The organism is uncultured Campylobacter sp., assembly GCF_963517995.1.
GTDB lineage: Bacteria > Campylobacterota > Campylobacteria > Campylobacterales > Campylobacteraceae > Campylobacter_A.
The window spans coordinates 1-17,677 of record NZ_CAUQHQ010000039.1 but is presented as its reverse complement, the minus strand read 5'-3'; the positions used below and the strand labels follow the sequence as shown (position 1 = coordinate 17,677).

General features: G+C 45.6%; 17 protein-coding genes and 2 tRNA genes. 1 reads left to right on the top strand and 18 read right to left on the bottom strand.

What is annotated here, in order from left to right; genetic code table 11:
- Window positions 1–700, top strand: a 700-nt coding sequence (locus RYL88_RS05680; protein WP_314989672.1) for a tyrosine-type recombinase/integrase, incomplete at its 5' end; no start/stop codon positions are given.
- A gap of 47 nt (window positions 701–747) precedes the next feature.
- Here the strand turns inward: RYL88_RS05680 and RYL88_RS05675 are convergent.
- The 18 genes from RYL88_RS05675 to RYL88_RS05590 all read right to left on the bottom strand — a co-directional run.
- Window positions 748–822, bottom strand: a tRNA-Met gene (locus tag RYL88_RS05675).
- Window positions 823–834: 12 nt separating this feature from the next.
- Window positions 835–909 (bottom strand) — tRNA-Gln (locus RYL88_RS05670).
- Window positions 910–988: 79 nt separating this feature from the next.
- Window positions 989–1,678, bottom strand: coding sequence for an MOSC domain-containing protein (locus tag RYL88_RS05665; protein ID WP_314989671.1), 690 nt, complete (start codon window positions 1,676–1,678; stop codon window positions 989–991).
- Between the two features lie 7 nt (window positions 1,679–1,685).
- Window positions 1,686–2,372 (bottom strand): DUF4230 domain-containing protein, encoded by a 687-nt coding sequence (locus RYL88_RS05660; protein WP_314989669.1) that lies wholly within the window; start codon window positions 2,370–2,372, stop codon window positions 1,686–1,688.
- Window positions 2,373–2,597: 225 nt separating this feature from the next.
- The gene (gene ilvA, locus RYL88_RS05655; protein WP_314746989.1) at window positions 2,598–3,809 is read right to left on the bottom strand and encodes a threonine ammonia-lyase; all 1,212 of its coding nucleotides are present in this window, start codon (window positions 3,807–3,809) and stop codon (window positions 2,598–2,600) included.
- A gap of 168 nt (window positions 3,810–3,977) precedes the next feature.
- Window positions 3,978–4,373 carry a CoA-binding protein gene (locus tag RYL88_RS05650; RefSeq protein WP_314989667.1) on the bottom strand — a complete coding sequence of 132 codons (396 nt, stop codon included), beginning with the start codon at window positions 4,371–4,373 and terminating at the stop codon, window positions 3,978–3,980.
- A complete protein-coding gene (trmA, locus tag RYL88_RS05645; protein WP_314989665.1) occupies window positions 4,366–5,487 on the bottom strand; it encodes a tRNA (uridine(54)-C5)-methyltransferase TrmA in 1,122 nt (373 codons plus the stop codon). Before trmA ends, RYL88_RS05650 begins: the two co-directional genes overlap by 8 nt.
- 2 nt (window positions 5,488–5,489) lie before the next feature.
- Window positions 5,490–7,193: a Na+/H+ antiporter NhaC family protein gene (locus tag RYL88_RS05640; protein WP_314989664.1), complete on the bottom strand. Its 1,704-nt coding sequence runs from the start codon at window positions 7,191–7,193 to the stop codon at window positions 5,490–5,492.
- Window positions 7,194–7,667: 474 nt separating this feature from the next.
- Window positions 7,668–8,414, bottom strand: a complete 747-nt coding sequence (locus RYL88_RS05635; RefSeq protein WP_314989662.1) for an SDR family NAD(P)-dependent oxidoreductase — start codon at window positions 8,412–8,414, stop codon at window positions 7,668–7,670.
- 9 nt (window positions 8,415–8,423) lie between these two features.
- A complete protein-coding gene (locus tag RYL88_RS05630; protein ID WP_314989660.1) occupies window positions 8,424–9,635 on the bottom strand; it encodes an ankyrin repeat domain-containing protein in 1,212 nt (403 codons plus the stop codon).
- Window positions 9,636–9,698: 63 nt separating this feature from the next.
- Window positions 9,699–10,196: an HIT domain-containing protein gene (locus RYL88_RS05625; protein ID WP_314989658.1), complete on the bottom strand. Its 498-nt coding sequence runs from the start codon at window positions 10,194–10,196 to the stop codon at window positions 9,699–9,701.
- 1 nt (window position 10,197) lies between these two features.
- Entirely contained in the window at window positions 10,198–10,983 is a 786-nt protein-coding gene (trpC, locus tag RYL88_RS05620) for an indole-3-glycerol phosphate synthase TrpC (protein ID WP_314989656.1), read from the bottom strand.
- A 3-nt stretch (window positions 10,984–10,986) separates the two neighbouring features.
- The gene (locus tag RYL88_RS05615; protein ID WP_314989655.1) at window positions 10,987–12,246 is read right to left on the bottom strand and encodes a hypothetical protein; all 1,260 of its coding nucleotides are present in this window, start codon (window positions 12,244–12,246) and stop codon (window positions 10,987–10,989) included.
- On the bottom strand, window positions 12,222–12,599 hold the full coding sequence (locus RYL88_RS05610; protein ID WP_314989653.1) for a YkgJ family cysteine cluster protein: 378 nt from the start codon (window positions 12,597–12,599) through the stop codon (window positions 12,222–12,224). The genes RYL88_RS05615 and RYL88_RS05610 overlap by 25 nt, the downstream gene beginning before the upstream one ends.
- The gene (locus RYL88_RS05605; protein ID WP_314989651.1) at window positions 12,596–13,291 is read right to left on the bottom strand and encodes a methyltransferase; all 696 of its coding nucleotides are present in this window, start codon (window positions 13,289–13,291) and stop codon (window positions 12,596–12,598) included. Before RYL88_RS05605 ends, RYL88_RS05610 begins: the two co-directional genes overlap by 4 nt.
- Window positions 13,288–15,264, bottom strand: a complete 1,977-nt coding sequence (locus RYL88_RS05600; RefSeq protein ID WP_314989650.1) for a vesicular transport factor Uso1p — start codon at window positions 15,262–15,264, stop codon at window positions 13,288–13,290. The genes RYL88_RS05605 and RYL88_RS05600 overlap by 4 nt, the downstream gene beginning before the upstream one ends.
- Before the next feature lie 2 nt (window positions 15,265–15,266).
- Window positions 15,267–16,217, bottom strand: a complete 951-nt coding sequence (locus tag RYL88_RS05595; RefSeq protein ID WP_314989649.1) for an NAD(P)-binding domain-containing protein — start codon at window positions 16,215–16,217, stop codon at window positions 15,267–15,269.
- Between the two features lie 247 nt (window positions 16,218–16,464).
- On the bottom strand, window positions 16,465–17,677 hold a 1,213-nt coding region (locus tag RYL88_RS05590), incomplete at its 5' end, for a class II 3-deoxy-7-phosphoheptulonate synthase (protein ID WP_314989645.1).

The following is a 17,677-nucleotide window of genomic DNA, read 5'->3' as shown; positions in this document are numbered from 1 at the left end:
CATCAAAAAAGACTATAAAATAAAGACCGTAAAAAATATCCTTGCAAAGCTCAAGGTTGTTTTTAAGCTCGCGTTGAAACTGGAGATAATAAATAAAAACCCTTGCGATTTTATTGAACTTCCTAAATTTGATAATAAAAGATATTTTGATTATAGCGTAGCGATCCAAAAGAAGTTTATAAAAGCTATCTCGGAAAATAAAGAGCCAAGCGCGGATATATTCTTTTTCTTGCTTCACGGTCGCCGTAAAAACGAGGTATTAAGCCTTAAATTTAGCGATATAAATTTCAAGACCAGGACTTATACTATCCCGTTTAAAATCAATAAGGCTAAGCGTGATATGTCTTACAAGATGAGTGATGAGCTTTATGATCGCCTTTACCGTCGATACATCGAAGCAAAGAAGCTAAACAAGTTAAACGGCTATGTATTCGTAAATCCGATGACAAACGATAAATATCAAGATTTGCGTAGGAGCTGGAACTCGTTATTAAAACGCAATAATCTACCCAGAATTAGGTTGCACGACATCAGGCATTTAATCGGCACGTATTCGATCAATTATCTTAAAATTCCGATCGAGCAAGTATCGTTTACGCTTGGCCATACAAATATTATCACTACGCAAAAATATATTACCGCAAACGTAAGAAAATCTAAAGAAACTATCGAAAATTTACTTAAATCAATTTCAGAATAAATTAAGCGTTTTTAAAAGTGGCTTCAAATGCCGATAAAATGGGGATTTGGTTGCGGAGGACGGACTTGAACCGCCGACCTTCGGGTTATGAGCCCGACGAGCTACCACTGCTCTACTCCGCGATGAAATTTGAGTGGATGGGGTAAGAGGATTCGAACCTCTGGATGATTGGACCAAAACCAATTGCCTTACCGCTTGGCGATACCCCAATGTCTGTAAAAAAGAAAGGTAATTATATATATTTTTACCTTATTTGTCAAGCTTTTTGGCAAATTTTTGCCGTTTTTTTCAAAGTTTTTCCATAAAAGCCGTGCTGTATGAGCCGTTTAAGCGTCTGTTTATATCGTCCTGCCAGCTAGCAGGCAATACTTCTAGCACTCTAAATTTAGGCAACAAATCCAAATTTTCGCTCGGATTAAAAAATAACTTATTTATCTGCATTACGCTTAGAGCATTTTCGTTTTTTTGCAGGATCTCTATCTCGCAGCCGGCCTTGCACGACCCGTTTTCAAGCACTTTGTAGTACCAGCCGGTTAATCCTGTAGCAAAAATCTCTTTGGCTAAATTTGCATTTCCCCAGCGTTTTGCAAGCTTAAAGCACGGTTTTCTAGGCTGGGTTACTTGTAGCACTAATGAGCCGATTTTATGCACGTCGCCTACGTTTACGGTAGTCTCATCCAGCCCGCTAACGGTCAAATTTTCGCCCATCGCGCCTAGCGGCAAATTTTTAAGCCCCAGATAAGCTTCCCACGCGGGGTAGTTTTCTAGCGAATTTGCAAACACGGCTTTGTTTACGCCACCATGATGCTTAGTATCGGCCACTTCATCGCCCTCAAAACCAAGCTCGCCCGCGTAGATTTCGTCCGTTTGGGCATTTTTAAATATCGCCGAGCGCCACGCCTTGCCCAGCTCGTCCGTGGCCGCTACGCTGCCGTACTGCCTTGCTTTACCTATCAAAAGCGCTTTTACGAATGCCATCTTACCCTCACGCCACGTTTTGCAGATTTAGCTTGACCTGCTCACCCTCGTCGTTAAACTCAAATCTCACCGCCCTAGCCCCGAAGCTCTTTGCGATCGCTTCTAGCGTGTCGCGCGCGGATTTGTGGATCTTGGACTGGAGCTGATTTATCAGACGCACGGACATCTTTTCGACCTCGGCACGCGCCTCCTCGATGAGCCTGTTTTTATCCTCCTCGCTAAAGCTGCTACCGAAAAATCCGTTTAGCGAATCAGGTAGCAAAAACGGGATAAATTTACCGTTTTTCTCGTCGTAAAATTTCATATTCGCGATCGAAAATTTGTATTTGCAAGGCGGCATCTTAATAAGATACTCCTCGCTTGCGACATTTACGATCTCTAGGCGTGGGCTTGTTAGGTCGTAGATGAAATTTATCTCAAACTCAAATATCATCGAGAGCTTTTTCTCGCTCACAAGCCAGCGCAGATACTCCTTACCAAAGTTGCCGAATGCATGGTCGGTCTTGGTCACGATCTCTTTGCTATAGACCTGAAAAACGGATAGCTCGCCGATGGATTTTAGCTGCGATATCTCGGTGCTGATCTGCGTAGTCGCGGGCTTTTGCGCGGTCTTTAAGGCTTTATTAAATCTAAAAATCGTAAATACGCAAATCGCCAGCAAAATCGCTAAAATAAGGCTCGTAACATCTATCATCTTTGCTCCTTTAAAAGGCGATTTTAGCGAAATTCGTTAAAATAATCGTTAAATTTGAGCTTTTGGTTGTTTTATATCGGCATAAATTTGGATCGTAAATTTAAATTTAGCAAGCTTTTAGAGCGGGTGCGGTTTGGCAAAACCCGCGCCTTTAAGATACGGGTTTAAATTTGACTCAAATTTGCTGCAAATTTAGCAAGCAAATTTGAGCTCCAATTTAACCGCCTAAAACACCTGAATAAATTTAAAATCATGCTCTCTGAGCACTTTTTTGATTAGTTCTTGGTGGTCTTTACCCTTGGTTTCCAGAGTGATAGTGATATTGGCGTCGCCGTACTCTAGGCTCGTGGAGAAGCGGTCGTAGTCGATTTTTACGATATTAGCGCTAGCGATCTTTAGGCTATCGGTTAGGCTCATGAGCGCGCCTGGTTTGTCGATCAGCGTGATTTGTAGCGCCATCTTGCGGTGGGACTTGATGAGACCCTTTTCGATGATGACGTTTAGCATTTGCACGTCGATATTTCCGCCGCTTAGCACGATGCCGATGCGCTCGCCGGCTTTAAATTTGACCTTGTTGTGCAGGATACTAGCTACGCCGACCGCGCCCGCGCCCTCGACCACGATCTTTTGCGTCTCGAGCAGGAACAAAATCGCGTTTGCGATCTCCTCGTCATCGACCTGCACGAACTCGTCCACGCACTCTAGGATATTTGCCAGCGTCGTCTCGCTCGCGTCGCGAACTGCGATACCGTCGGCGATCGTGCGTACGCTTTTTGAGTTTATGCTCTTTTTAGCGCTAAAGCTATTAAACATAGCAGGCGCGCCCTTTGCGCTTACGGCGACCACGCGGATGTCTGGGTTTACCTGCTTTACGCAGCTTGATATGCCGCTGATTAGCCCGCCGCCGCCAACCGGCACGATGATAGTCTCAAGCTCGGCCAGATCGTCAAGCATCTCAAGCCCCACCGTGCCCTGCCCGGCCATCACGTACTCGTCGTCAAACGGATGGATAAAGCTCATGCCCTGTTGCTTGGCGTACTCGACGGCGTAGGCGTAGGCCTCGTCGAAGTTATCGCCCTTTAGGATGACTTCGGCACCTAGATCTTTGGTGCCTAACACCTTTAAAAGCGGCGTGGACTCGGGCATCACGATAGTAGCGGGCGTTTTAAACTCGCGCGCCGAGATAGCTACGCCTTGGGCGTGATTGCCCGCACTTGCTGCGACTACGCCTTTTTTACGCTCATTTGGGCTTAAATTTGCGATTTTATTATACGCGCCGCGGATCTTGTATGCGCCCGTGCGCTGGAGGTTTTCTTCTTTTAGGTAGATGAGCGCACCGCTTGCGAGGCTTAGTTTCGCGCTGTAGGCAAACGGCGTCTTGTATACAAAGCCGCTTATCGTGCGCTTGGCTTGGATTATTTTATTTAGAGAGATCATTTTAGCCTTTCGTTTGTTTAAATTTTACTTTTCGTCGCTTTTGCTCGCGCGTTTATTTACCGTATTTTTGCTTACGTTTTCTTTATTTTTATTTATATTTTCGTTTTTGGCATTAACCGCTACGTTTACGGCACTACCTTAAAATCGTGCGTCGCCGTCAAATTTAGCCTAATCAAGCCTTTGAAGCTCGATTTTTATACACTTATCCTGCACGAAATTTATTCCGTTTTCGCGAGCAACCGTGCCTGCTTCGTCGTTTGTTATACATAGCTGTAGCCACAGTGTTTTCACGCCTTTTTTGACGGCGTCTTTTACTAGCTCGCTAGCAAACTCGCCCTTTCTAAACATCACGGCGATGTCGATATTTTCATCTATTTGGGTCAAATTTCTATAAACCTTGCGCCCTAAAATTTCATCAAATTTTGGATAGACGGGAAACACGTTAAAACCGCTCTCGATGAGAAATTTTGCCACCTCGTTGCTAGGCTTGCTCTCATCAGGACTAAGGCCTACGACCGCGATATTTTTAGCGGAGGATAAAATTCGCCTTAATTCGCTAGGCATTTTTACTCCTTAAAAGCACGCCGCACTCGATATGAGCGGTGTTTGCAAACTGATCAAACACGGCAAATTTAACCGCCTCATGTGTTAGGGCAAGCTGCGCTAGATCGCGTTTTAGACTCTGCGGCGAACAGGAGATGTAGATGATATTTTCGTAGTTTTTGATGAAATTTATCACGCTCTCATCAAGTCCTGCGCGCGGCGGATCGACCAAAACGTGCGAGAAGTCATAGCTAAAGATATCAAGCTCTCTTAAGCGGTTAAACTCGCGCTCGCGCCCAAACGCGCTCATTAGCTCCTCGGCGCTCATTCGCAAAAATTTGATGTTATCCACGCCGTTTAGTTCGCAGTTTTTAAGAGCATTTGCGATCGAGCTTTTGGATATCTCGGTCGCCAAAACGCGCTTAAATTTTTCCGCCATCGGGACGGTGAAGTTGCCGTGTCCGCAGTAAAGCTCGAGCAGATCCGTGCCGCGCTCTACGCAGCCCTTCGCCCATGCGACCATCTTTTCGTTTACGGCGGTGTTTGGCTGGATAAAAGCTCCGTCGCCAAATGTAAATTTATAAATTTTACCGCCGATATTTAGGCGGTCCTCTAAATTTAACTCGCCGCTTAGCAGCTTTTGCCCCTTTGCCCTTGCAGCGATCGTTACGCGCAGGTCGGCAAGCTCGCGCACTAAATTTTCTATCTCGCCCTGCTCGGCTTGGCCCAGACGCTTATGATAGAGCAGAGTCGCTAGTATCCCACTCGCGCATGAGATAAACTCGGCGCCAAAGAGCTTCTCCTTTAAAATTTGATTTTTCATAATCGCTTCAAGCAAACGCGGCATCAAATTTGCGATAGGAGCGGCAACTTTTGGACACTGATCTATCATGATGCGCCTAGTTTTAGCACCGTACATCGTGTATCTTAGCTCCTCGCCGTCGCGCCAGATCCCAAACTCTGCTCTCGTGCGGTAGCCGGCCCTCTGCGAGGCGAAAAACTCAAATTCGCCGCGGTAAAAGGGCTCAAATTCGCGCCTTATGAGATCTTTTTTAAACTCAGCCTGCTCCTCATAAGGCATATCAAGAGTGCAGCTACCGCACTCTCCTAGAAATTTACAAAACTTATCGGGCAAATTTAAACCCTCTGCCCGACGAATCTAACTACTAATGCCGTTACCAAAAGCCCAAACGGAAGCACTATCCAGATGCTTAGGCCAAGCGCGACCGGAAAATATCCAGCAAAAATGCTAACGGCGCAGACCGTAAGCGCATAAGGCATCTGAGTCTGGACGTGATCGATATGGTTACATCCTGCGCCCATGGATGAAAGTATCGTGGTATCCGAGATTGGCGAGCAGTGATCGCCGAATATCGCGCCGGTTAAAACGGCTGAGATATTAACTATCATATACGCGTGCAAGGCGTCGCCCACTAATCCGCCGTGCATGCCGACTGCATTAGCTAACGGTATTGCAAGCGGCATCAAAATACCCATCGTACCGTAGCTGGTGCCGGTAGAAAAGCTGATAAACGAACCAAGCATAAAAATAGCTGCCGGAAGGACAATCTTTGGCGTAGACTGCGAAAGCAGTTCGACTAGGTACCTAGAGGTGCCAAGCTCCTTGATAACCGAGCTAAGCGACCACGCAAGAAGCAAGATGATGATCGTAGTTATCATGGTTTTCCAGCCCTTGCCCCAGGTCTCTATCGCCTCGCGTACGGTTAAAATTTTCCTATAAACGGCCATAAATATCGCTACCACCGTAGCCAGTAAAGCCGACTGAAACAGCGCTACGGACGCATCGGCAGCGCCGAAAGTGGACTGAAACGCCTGAAATGAAAGCGGAGCGGCCTGCACGAGCGCAAACTCAGCCGCCTTGCTCGCATCCGCTTCCAGCGCGCTAAATCCGCTAAAATAAAAACTAACGAACGCTCCTAAAATCAGTACCAAAAGCGGCACTACGGCGTTTGAGCTTTGTAGTTTGATGTTTTCTTTGGGCTCTAGAGTTTTGTCTTCGACATCGTCTATGCGGGTATTTCCCGAGTGTAGCTCGCCCGCTCTGGCTCTGCGCTCGGCCTTTAGCATACCTGCAAATTCTCGCCCCATAAATGCGGTGCAGACGATAAAAAATAGCATGAAAAGATTGTAAAATCTATAAGGCATCGTCTCGACAAATATGCCAAACGCATTTATATTCGTTACGCCGATTTGACCGTAGCCGTCTTTGATCAGCGAGATCTCAAGCCCGACCCAAGTCGAAATGACCGCTAGTCCGGCAACCGGCGCAGCCGTAGCGTCGATGATAAATGCCAGCTTTTCGCGGCTGACTTTAAATTTATCCGTTATCGGTCGCATGATCGGGCCCACGATGAGGGAGTTCGCGTAGTCGTCGAAAAAGACGAAAAGCCCCATTACCCAGGTTGAAATTTGCGCCGAGACGCCCGTTTTTGCCTTTTTGCTTAGCCACAGCGCGACGGCTTTGGTTCCGCCCATTTTGGTGATGAGCGCGACCACGCCGCCGATACAAAGCACCTGAAGCACGATGCCTGCGTTCCAGCTATCTGCTAGCGAATCCACCACTCGGCGTACGATATTTATAAACCCTTTAACAAAAGCATAAAACACGTTTGAGTCCATAACGTTTATGAGAAACGTCCCGCTAAAAACGCCGATAAACAGCGACAAAACGACGTCTTTGGTGATAAACGCCAAAACTATCGCCACCACGGGCGGTATGAGCGTCCAGATACCGAAAATTTCGGCATTTTTTTTCGCTACTTCGGGATCTACGGCTAGCGCCAAGATCGGCAAAAGCGACAAAAATAAAATCTTTTTCATCAAAAACTCCTTTTCGTTTTTTCGTCGGTTTAATCAAATTTTCCGCCCCGCGTGCCATCGGTCGGTATTTAAGGCGTAAATTTAGCTAAATGCGGCTTAAATTTTTGTTTTAAATTCGCTTATCGATCAAAAATTTTAGCCCTTTATTAAAATCTTATGTTAAAAATAAAGCTCTTGGGGAAATTTTGCTTAAAATGGCGCCAGACGGTAAATTTAAATTTGCTCGTAGTTTAGATTTTGCGGGAAATTTTAGCTTTGATTTATCGGTCAAATTTTGATATTAGCGAGCCGTGCGTCATTTGTACGAAAGAAGGTTAAATTTAGATTTTCGTTTCAAGATTGAGCGGGCTAGGGCAATGTAAATGCAGCCTCGCTCCCGCCGCTCAAATTTAAGATCAGGCGCAAATTTAGGATTAAATTTGACCAAAAACAGCTAAATTTAATCCTAAAATCCGTAAATTTAACGCTAAAAGCCTACTTTTTCTCGATAAAAAGCCCGGCCCAAGTCTGCTGCGTCGCCATCGCTTCAACGACGTTAATATTGACGCGGTGAGGCATGTTTAGGCAGTTTAGCACGATCTGCGCGATATCCTCAGCGGTGATGTACTCCACGCCCTCGTAAACCGCGTCGGCTTTAGCCTTATCGCCGCCGAAGCGAATCTCGCTAAACTCGGTCTTGCAGATGCCCGGAGCTATCTCGGTCACGCGTATGCCGGTGCCGCGGATGTCGTTGCGCAGATTTCTGCTAAACTGCTTTACAAACGCCTTGCTCGCGCCGTAAACGTGACTGCCAGGATACGGCCATGCGCCCGCGGTCGAGCCTAGATTAAAGATATAGCCGCTCTTTCGCGCGATCATGAGGGGCAAAACGGCCTTGGTCGAGTATAAAAAGCCCTTGATGTTGGTATCGACCATCGTCTCAAAATCCTCGATGCTAGTCTCCGCCACGCCTTCAAGTCCCAGCGCCAGGCCTGCGTTATTTACGAGCACTTCGATATCGCCAAACTCCTGCGGCAAATTTGCCACGCCGTCAAAAACCGCCTTTTTATCGCGGATGTCGGCGACGATGATATGCGTATTTCCAAGCTCCTTAGCTAAGGCCTCGAGCCTTTCTTTGCGGCGAGCGAGCGCTACGATCTTGTAGCCTTCGCGGCTTAGCATCCTAGCTATCGCTTCGCCGAATCCCGACGTAGCTCCTGTGATAAAAGCCGTTCCTTTCATATTTTCTCCTTATTCGGTGATCAAATTTGACTCAAGCCCCATCGCCCTTAGATACTGCGCGTTGATCTCTTTTTTACCGATGATCGCGTAGTCTAGGGCGTTTAGTCCGTTATCATCCACTGCCTGCACGTCCGCGCCGTTATCTACCAAAAGCTGTAATATCTCCACGTCAGCCGCCCCCGCCGCGCTCATGAGCGCGCTTTTTGATGCCGCGTCAAAGTCGCAGAGCTTAACAAAGCTCGGCAGTTGGACGCTCAAATTTGAGCTATAGGCAAGCTTGGTGCTAAGATCTATCAGCCTTTTGTTTACCAGAGCTCCGTTTTCGAGCAAAAACTTGACCAAATTTATGTCGTTTAGCTGTACGGCCTTAAAAAGCGGAGTGACGCCGAGCAGATTTTCGTAGTTTACGTCCGCGCCGCTAGAAACCAGGAGCTTTACGTTATTTAAATTTTTAAGAGCGAAAAACAGCGGACTCTCAAAGCCGTAGTTTAAATTTACCCCCGCACGTAAAAATTCCCTTATCACGTCCTCACTTTTTTCGTAAAGAAGCGCTGCGTTAAAGGCGTTTTGCAGCGAGCTTTGCGAGACGGCGCCCGAATATATCGCCTCATTTATGCCGTATTTTGTAAAGGTCGGGTCGCTAACCTTTCTGGCAAATTCGTCCATATCGCCGTTTTGCAGAGTCGCCGCGGCAAATTTTAAAAACTCGTTTGCAACCTTTGAAGCGTAATAAATCGCGCTGCCTTCGTCTATTTTGAAATTTGATTTGTAGTAGTTTACCAGCAGTCCCAAGACGGCGTTGTAGTCTTTGTTAAAGTCCTTAAAAACCGTGAAGTTACTTAAGCTTTGATGCCCCCAGTAGCGAAGCCTAGCTCTGTTTTGCGCTACGAGTTTTTCGTATTCGTCGGGACTTTCTAGCTCTTTAGCGTAAATTTCGGGCGCATATGAGGCTTTTAGGATCTTAAATTTAAACTCGTTTAAATTTTTAGTCGCCAAATTTCCGACGCAAGCAAGGCTTTCGGCGCGGATCTTTTGAGCGGCCGAGAGTAAAATTTGAGCCTCTTTTATCCCCAGGATAGAGTCCTTGCAGTTTGGCTCAAATTCTCCCGAAAATGTTAAATTTTGCGAGAAAAACCGCTGCTTTTCGGTTAAGGCGTCATCGCAGCTAAAATCTGCAAAAACAAAAGAAAACGACAAAAATATCGGCAAAATAAATCTCATCGTATGCCTCAATATCTTTTAATTTTGATAATTCTACCAAAAAATAATTTGGTAAAAATAAATTTACCGCTCATTAAAGCAAACGTCCGCAAATGCGGCTTTTAGCTTCTCGTAAAGCGGAGTAAAAGGCACGCCGTTTACGCGCACCTCGGCGATAGAGGTGATGAAGTTCGTATCTCCGCTCCAACGCGGCACTAGATGATAGTGCACGTGCTCTGCGATACCCGCACCCCCTGCTTTGCCTAGATTCATCCCGATATTTACGCCCGCCGCGTTTAGTTCGCGTTTTAAAATTTTTACGCCCTCGCGCACGTAGGCGCTCATCTCAGACCACGTCTGCTCGTCTAGGCTTTCGATATTATCGGTATGCGCGTAAGGTATCACCATAAAGTGCCCCGGCGTATACGGGTAGAGATTCATAATCCCAAAACACCGCTTCGCGCGGAATAAAACGCCAGTCTCGGCGTCTTTTTCGGGATGATTTACGACGTTGCAAAAGACGCAGCCCTGCTCCTTTTTACCGAAATATTCGCTCCTCCACGGCGCGCAAATGTGATCCATCCTAGCCCTCCTTTAGAGTTTTTACGGCCTTTGCCAAGTCCTCTTGCCTCATAAAATGCTCGCCTATCAAAAACGCGTCGGCTCCTTGCGCATGAAGCTCTTTTAGCTGCGAATGCTCGTAGATACCGCTTTCGGCGACGATGACGCTTGCGTTTTTGATTTTAGAAAACAGCTTCTCGCAAAGACTCATATCCATCTCAAACGTGCTTAAATTTCGGTGATTTACCCCGACTATTTTTGCACGTGCGAAATTTGACTTTTCTACGTCCTCTTCGTCGTGCGTCTCTACTAGAGCCTCAAGCCCTAAAGAGCGCGCATAATCAAGCAGCCGCTTTAACTCGCCGGCGCTAAGAGCCTTTGCGATAAGCAAGATAAAATCAGCCCCATAAACAAGCGCTTCTAAAATTTGATACTCGTCTACAATAAAATCCTTGCGAAGTAGCGATAGCGAGCTTTCGCGTCTGATAGCAGACAGATATTCTAAATTTCCTTTAAAAAAATGCGGCTCGGTTAAAACCGAGATGGCGTTTGCGCCGCCCTTTTCATACTCTTTGGCTATCTCTACGGGCGCGAAATTTTGCCTTATCAGCCCCTTGCTAGGGCTTGCTTTTTTGACCTCGGCGATGATGCGATACGGCTCGTCTGTGCTGCTTTTTAGCGCTTTTACCGCGTCTTTTATCTCGCGAGGATTTTTGGCTGCGAGCTCTTGCAGTTTTTCAAAAGGCGTTTGCGATTTTCGCAGCGCCAAGTCCTCTTTCGTTTGTTTAATTATCTGATCTAGTATCATTTTTTACCTTTTTTTTAGGCACTCTTTGATAGCGTTTATGTGCTCTTTGCCTTCAGGCGAATTTACAAATTCCTCGTTATGAAGAGTTTGCCTCATTATCTCGTCGGCCTTTTTACACTCGCCTAGCTTATAGTATCCCCACGCTAGCGAGTCTAGATAAAACACCGACCCCGGCTCTAGCTCGAGGGCTCTATTTACCAGATCTATCCCCTTTTTCGCGTCTATATCGTGATCGATGAGTAGGTAGCCGTAGTAGTTTAGATATAGCGCATTATTTAGCTTTACGGCCGATTTTTCAAAGTTATTTATGACTTGCTTTAGACTATCTTTATCTATCTTTTTGGTTTGTTTGTTTGTGTCTCTTTCGTATTGATATATCGCCATTTTGGCTTGATATTCGAGATTAAAGCTCTTATCAAAGGCCTCCTGCGCCTTTTTATAAGCCTTAGCAAAATCCCCAGTCGTCGCGTAAAGATCCATCAAAGCGTCGTCGTTATATGAGTATTTTTGCAAAAATTTGATCGCAGCGTCGTAGTTTTTTTGATAGACGTAGACGCCAAGCGCTTTTTCGAGATAGTTTTTTTCTCTCGTCGCTTCATAAAGCCCCTCATAAACATCTATCATATCGGAGTAGCGGCCGTCCTGCGCATAGATATCTACTAGCGCCGTGCAGGTCTCGACCTCGCAGCCGTCTATACGGCGCGAGCTCTCTAGGTACCTGATCGCCTCTTTTTTGTCGTTCATTTTATTGTATAAAAGATCGACTATTCGCAACAAATTTTCCACGCTCCTATCTAGCTCGTATGCGCGCTCGAGCTCGCCCAAGGCAGCTTTGTTGTCGTTTTGCATCGAGTAGACGGCAGAGAGCATAACGTGGTTTTTAGAGATGTCTTCTTTTTTTACGAGTTCTTTCATTATCTTTGCGGCTTCGTCTAGTTTGTTTTCGCTCATCAAATTTGCGCCCTGTATGCGAAGTACATCCACGTCATCTTTTAGCACCTTTTGGCTGAGCGCTAAAATGCTTTTAAAATTTACGTTTTTAGAAAAAAACGCAAGTCTGAGCGCCTCTTTTAGATAGTCCGTGTTTTTGGTTTTTTCGTAAAGCTGCTCGTAAAGCTCGGTCGCCTCGTCGTGCTTAGCGTTTTCGGCCGCCATTAGCGCCTTGATAACGTATAAATTCTCATCAAAGTCCTCTTTAGCGGTAGCAAAACAAACAAGCAAGACCGCCAATATAAATTTTAAAATCGCCTTATTCCCGCACATTCTTTCTCCAATTCATCGATTTTATCCTTAAAATAGTCCCAAAACGGAAAGGTGCGGCACTGGCTCGGGCGAAAGTCGTAAACCGAGCAGTTTTTTGCCGTTTCGTCAAAAAATACGCACGCAAATCCGTCCTCATAGGGCTTTTCTTTGAGGCTAAATTTATATCCGAATTTATCTAAAAACCTCGATCTAAACTCACCCTCGCTTATTTTTAAATGCTCCGCCATCGCCGAAATTTCCGCCGAACTTATCCATATATAGCCGCTTTCTCCCGTACAGCACTTGCCGCCGCACCGCTCGCACTTGCTAGTGTCAAATTCATAACCAAAGCCGCTTTTTCTTAGCAAACTCACTGCGCCGCGTCCTTGCTCTGCGTATTTGCCGTAGCAAAAATCTCAGCCGCTTTTTTGCTATAAACTCCGCCTTCAAAAACGAAAATCGGAGGCAAAATTTGAGCTAAGGATTTTGAGCTTTTTTTAGCCTCGATGAGTGCTAAATTTGCCGCACCGTCCGCCTTTGGATGCACGAAGCAAAGCCTAGTAAGCGTAAATTTAAACTCGCTCAAACAAAATAAAATTTCAGCTAGACGCTTAGCGTCGTAACAAAAGCTAAAAACTCCGCGCGGCTTTAGGAGCGAATTTGCCCTGCCTACAAGCTCGCTAAGGGGCAAATTTTCGCTGTATCTAGCGGCACGAAGGTGTTCGTTCTCGCTTTTTTTCGCGCCGTCGTGATAAAAAGGCGGATTTGAGACGATGAGATCATATCTTTTTTCGCTCTTAAATTTAGCAAAATCAGCCGTTATAAACTCGGCTTCAAGCCCGTTTTGACTAGCGTTTGCGGCGGCTAAATTTACGTTAGCTTCTAAAATATCAAGCAAGCTAAGCGAAATTTTAGGAAAATCGCGCTTTAAAAGCAGTCCCAAAACCCCGCTGCCGCAGCCAACCTCTAGCACCTCGCCGCACACACCGCCCTCACGGATAAAGTTATACAAAAACATCGTATCGCTATTATAGCGGTAGCCGTTTTTAGGCTGAGTGATTATCATCTATAGACCTTTATGATAAAACCCTGCTTATCCTCAGATGTTATTATGTCGTTGCTGTAAGATATGCGCGAAAAGTCGCCGAATTCGTCTTTTATCAGCTCTCCGGCGACCTTGGCGCGCTCCTTGCCGATACCGAAATTTGCATACGAATCGATCTTTTCAAGTTCGTCTTGAGGGATAGTTTTGGCTACTTTTGAGGTGGCGATAAAGTTACCGCGGCTTACTATCGGCGTGATTTCAAAATAATAATTTGAATTATAGCTCTGCAAAAAGTCGCTTACTTTATTTTTGCACGTTTGCGTCGGCTTATCAGAGCCCGCACTCATATCCGTGCACTCGACGGAGGCGATGAAAACTACTTTTTTAGGCACTTCGGCTCTAAAATTTAGCTGAATTATCTTTTTTAGGTTTTCGTTTTCGCTCATTAGCTCCTCGTTTTTAGCCATTATTTGCGCTACTTCGCCCTTTGCGAGATTTCTTTGCGCGCTGGTTTTAGCTAAATTTTCCTTTGTTTGATTTAGGTTTTGCGCCTCGTTTAGCGCTTGCTTTTTTAGCTCCGCTATCTCCTCGTCTTTTTTTGCTATTTGGTTTGTTAGCTCGTTTATTTGCTCTTTAAAGCTCTCGTTTGATTTTAGATTTTCATCGACTAGAGCAGTGATTTTATTGTTTAAAATTTTATAGTTTTGGATATTTTTTTTACCGGTGGCGATCTCGTCTGCTAACAGCTCTTTTTGGGCGATTAGCGATTCGTTTAGCTCCGAGATTTTGGCGTCTGATTTTTGCAAAAGCTCGTCTTTTTTAGCCGATTGCTCTACTAGTTCGTCTATTTTGGCTCGATGGTCATTTTGAGCGCTAATCGCGTTTTTACGAGCATTTTCGAGTTCTATTTTTAGCGCGTCTATTTGAGCTAAAAGCTTTTGCGCTTCTTTTTCAAAGTCCTGCGATTGTTTTTCTATTTTTGCGTTTAGTTCGCTATTTGCCGTATTTAGCTCGTCATTTACCGCTTTTAGATTATCTTTTGATTCGGCCTTTTTATTTGCGATTTCAAGACTTACTTCAAGCTCGGTTATTTTTCTTTTGCCCGCATTGAGCTCTTTTTCTAGCGATGAAATTTGATTTTTGTTAGAGCTTTGTAGGGATAAAATTTGAGCGTTAAATTCGCTCGAAACCCTCTTTATCTCGCTATCTTTTAGCCCTATTTCGCTCATTAGCCTTGCGTTTTCGTTCTTTAGTTTCGCCGCCTCCGCCGTAGCCGTTTTTAGTTCGTTTTCAAATTTTGCCTTGCTAGTTTGTGCTTCGTTTTTTAGCGCGTCGTTTTGAAATTCTAGCCGTTTTAGCGCATTTTGTTTTTCGTGTTGAGTTTTAGCGCTTGATTTATCAAATTCGCTCTGCTTTTTTTCAAGCTGGGCTTTTAGATTTTTTATCTCTGCTCGTAGCGAAGTTAAATTTTGCTCTAAATTTTTATTTTTCTCGTTTTGCTCTTGCGCTTTGGCTAGTTTTTTATTTAGCTCATCTATCGCGCTTAGGCGCTGTTTGTCGTTAGCTCCGGCGGCTTGCTTTCGTCTAGCTTCTAGCTCGGCTTTTTGCTCGTTTAGCTGATTTGTTATCTCTAGGTTTTTACCGACTAGATCGAGGTTGTCATCGTATAGGAGCTTGTTTTGTGCGCGCAGAACGCGGATTTGTTCTTTTAGCTCGGACTCGTTTCCCAAAACGGGCGCGTCGGTATCGTTTGCGTCCAAATTTTTTTCATCTATCAAATTTGGCGAAATACGATTTTGCGGGGTTAAATTTTTATCGTCTTTAGCCTGCGCAAGCTCGTCTTTAGGCAGTTCTTCGACGTTCATTACCTGCACGGCGAGCTGTTTTGCGCTTTGGTCGCCGCCTTGTTTAGAAAACTCGAAATACAAATAATAACCGCCAAGCGTAAGCAAGCAACCGCAGATAAAAAATAAGACTAAATTTAACGCTCTCAACTCTACTTTTCCTTGATGTTTTGAACTACCTTATGCGCGTGATTTAGCGCTAGCACTATCGATCCGCCGTTTTTTAGCACTATATCGCCGCCGATATATAGCCCTGAGACGCTGCTTTCGTAGTGCTCGTTTACGATAGGATCTTTATCTGCGTCAAGCTCTACTCCGCATTTTTGCAAAAAATCAACCGGGGTCGAGCCGCCGATAGCGTAGACGACTCTATCGTAGACTCTGATTTTACCGTTTGAAAAGTGCGCCCTCACGCGTCCTGATTCGTTTTCTATCTCGGTGATATCGTGATTTAGGCGGACTTTTAGCTTATTTGCCTTCTCCAGCTCCCAAAGCGCGGCTAAATTTACGTCGTTTACGCGGCTAAATTTATCCTTACGGTACGCTAGCGTGGTTTTGTTGTATTGGCACAGCTCGATAGCGTACTCTACGGCCGAGTTTCCGCCGCCGACGACCAGCACCTTTTCGCCGCTGGAACAGGAGTTTAGATTAAAATTTACGACTCCGTTTAGCGAAGGCGGGATTTTATAGTCCGGCTTGTTTGGACGTCCCATTTTACCGATACTTATCATCACGTTTTTGGCCTTGTAGTCGCCCTTTGCAGTGTGCACGAAAAACAAATCGTCCTTTTTTTTCACGCTTTCGACCTCGGAGTTAAAAACCGCTTCTATCTCGTCGCGGTCTAGCAGCTTATCAAAATAATCAAGCGTGCTTTCTTTCGTGCCGTCCTCAAAGGACACGATGCCGTGGATGGTGCTGTCTTGACCTTTGTACTCCTTATCCACGCGCTTGTTGTCTTTGTAAAATTTACGTATCGTTTGACTGTGATTGTCGCCTTTTTCGAGAAGCAAGACTTTTTTTAATCCGTTCGCCCTAGCCTCTACGACGGTCGCGATACCGCAAGGGCCGCCGCCGATAACGATAATATCGTAAACATCGCTCATTAATTTCTCCGATTTTGATAATTTTTCATTAATGTAGCGAAAATTGGATTAAATTTTAAGAAATTCGCAAAATTTGGGGCAAATTTAATTTAAAAGCGCAAAAAGCGGTCAAATTTAAAAGATAAAAGGCGGGCGGGGGCAAATTTGACTCGTTTAAATTCCGTAAATTTACGAGCCAAATTTGAGCCTACTAAATTTACAAATTTATAAAAAGGCGCAAATTTCATCAAATTTACGCCCGGTAAAGCTAAATTTTCTTTAAAAACTCAGCGATCAAAAACGCTAGTTCTAGCGACTGATCGGCATTTAAGCGTGGGTCGCACTGCGTCTCGTATCTGTGGGCTAGATCGTTTTCGTTTAGCTTAAACGATCCGCCCGTGCACTCGGTCACGTCCTGCCCAGTCATCTCTAGATGCACGCCGCCCGCATGTGTACCTTCTGCTCTATGTATTTCAAAAAAGCTCTGCACTTCGGCTAGGATCTTGTCAAATTCGCGCGTTTTGTAGCCGTTTGCGGCTTTTATCGTGTTGCCGTGCATCGGATCGATGCTATAGACGATATTTAGGCCTTCGCGTTTTATTTCGCGTAGGATTTTCGGTAACCGCTCGCCGATTTTATCCGCGCCCATTCTAATTATTACGTTTAGTCTGCCCGCTTCGTTTTGCGGATTTAGCGCATTTGCGAGCGCGATGACGTCCTGTGCGGTAGCGTTTGGCCCGATTTTGACGCCCAGAGGATTGTGTACGCCGCTTAGAAAATGCACGTGAGCGTCGTTTATGCCGCGAGTGCGCTCCCCGATCCAGAGCATATGCGCCGAGCAGTCGTACCAGTCGCCGGTGAGGCTATCCTCTCTAGTGAGCGCCTCCTCGTACGGCAGCAAGAGCGCCTCGTGCGATGTGTAGACCTTAGTTTCGCTAAGCGCGGGAGTATTTGAGGCGTTTATACCGCAAGCCCCCATAAACGCTAGAGTTTGGCTTAGCTGCCTAGCTAACTCGCCGTATTTAGCGTCAAGCTCGGGCTTTTTGATAAAGCCTAAGTTCCAGCGATTTACCTCGTGAAGATCGGCTAGACCGCCGCGAGAAAAGGCGCGAAGCAGGTTCATCGTAGATGCGCTTTGATAATAAGCCTCGATCATGCGGTTTGGATCGGGTACGCGGGCATCTGAGTTAAATTCAAAGCCGTTTATGATGTCGCCGCGGTAGCTGGGTAGCTTTACGCCGCCTTGCTCCTCGTAGTCCGAGCTTCTAGGCTTGGCAAACTGACCCGCCACGCGCCCTACTTTTACGACGGGACAGCGCCCTGCGAAGGTTAAAACGATCGCCATTTGCAGCATCACTTTAAACATATCGCGGATATTTACGGCGTTAAAATTTGAAAAACTCTCCGCGCAGTCGCCCCCTTGGAGCAAAAACGCCTCGCCGCTACAAACTTTTGCAAGGTCTTGCTTTAGATTTCTAGCC

What these genes read in the sequence shown, in the direction of transcription:
- RYL88_RS05615 (WP_314989655.1), bottom strand. Translation starts at nt 12,246, where the DNA reads ATGTGCGGGAATAAGGCGATTTTAAAATTTATATTGGCGGTCTTGCTT.
- RYL88_RS05625 (WP_314989658.1), bottom strand. Translation starts at nt 10,196, where the DNA reads ATGGATCACATTTGCGCGCCGTGGAGGAGCGAATATTTCGGTAAAAAG.
- RYL88_RS05595 (WP_314989649.1), bottom strand. Translation starts at nt 16,217, where the DNA reads ATGAGCGATGTTTACGATATTATCGTTATCGGCGGCGGCCCTTGCGGT.
- RYL88_RS05605 (WP_314989651.1), bottom strand. Translation starts at nt 13,291, where the DNA reads ATGATAATCACTCAGCCTAAAAACGGCTACCGCTATAATAGCGATACG.
- RYL88_RS05640 (WP_314989664.1), bottom strand. Translation starts at nt 7,193, where the DNA reads ATGAAAAAGATTTTATTTTTGTCGCTTTTGCCGATCTTGGCGCTAGCC.
- RYL88_RS05635 (WP_314989662.1), bottom strand. Translation starts at nt 8,414, where the DNA reads ATGAAAGGAACGGCTTTTATCACAGGAGCTACGTCGGGATTCGGCGAA.
- RYL88_RS05665 (WP_314989671.1), bottom strand. Translation starts at nt 1,678, where the DNA reads ATGGCATTCGTAAAAGCGCTTTTGATAGGTAAAGCAAGGCAGTACGGC.
- RYL88_RS05660 (WP_314989669.1), bottom strand. Translation starts at nt 2,372, where the DNA reads ATGATAGATGTTACGAGCCTTATTTTAGCGATTTTGCTGGCGATTTGC.
- ilvA (WP_314746989.1), bottom strand. Translation starts at nt 3,809, where the DNA reads ATGATCTCTCTAAATAAAATAATCCAAGCCAAGCGCACGATAAGCGGC.
- RYL88_RS05650 (WP_314989667.1), bottom strand. Translation starts at nt 4,373, where the DNA reads ATGCCTAGCGAATTAAGGCGAATTTTATCCTCCGCTAAAAATATCGCG.
- trpC (WP_314989656.1), bottom strand. Translation starts at nt 10,983, where the DNA reads ATGATACTAGATCAGATAATTAAACAAACGAAAGAGGACTTGGCGCTG.
- RYL88_RS05630 (WP_314989660.1), bottom strand. Translation starts at nt 9,635, where the DNA reads ATGAGATTTATTTTGCCGATATTTTTGTCGTTTTCTTTTGTTTTTGCA.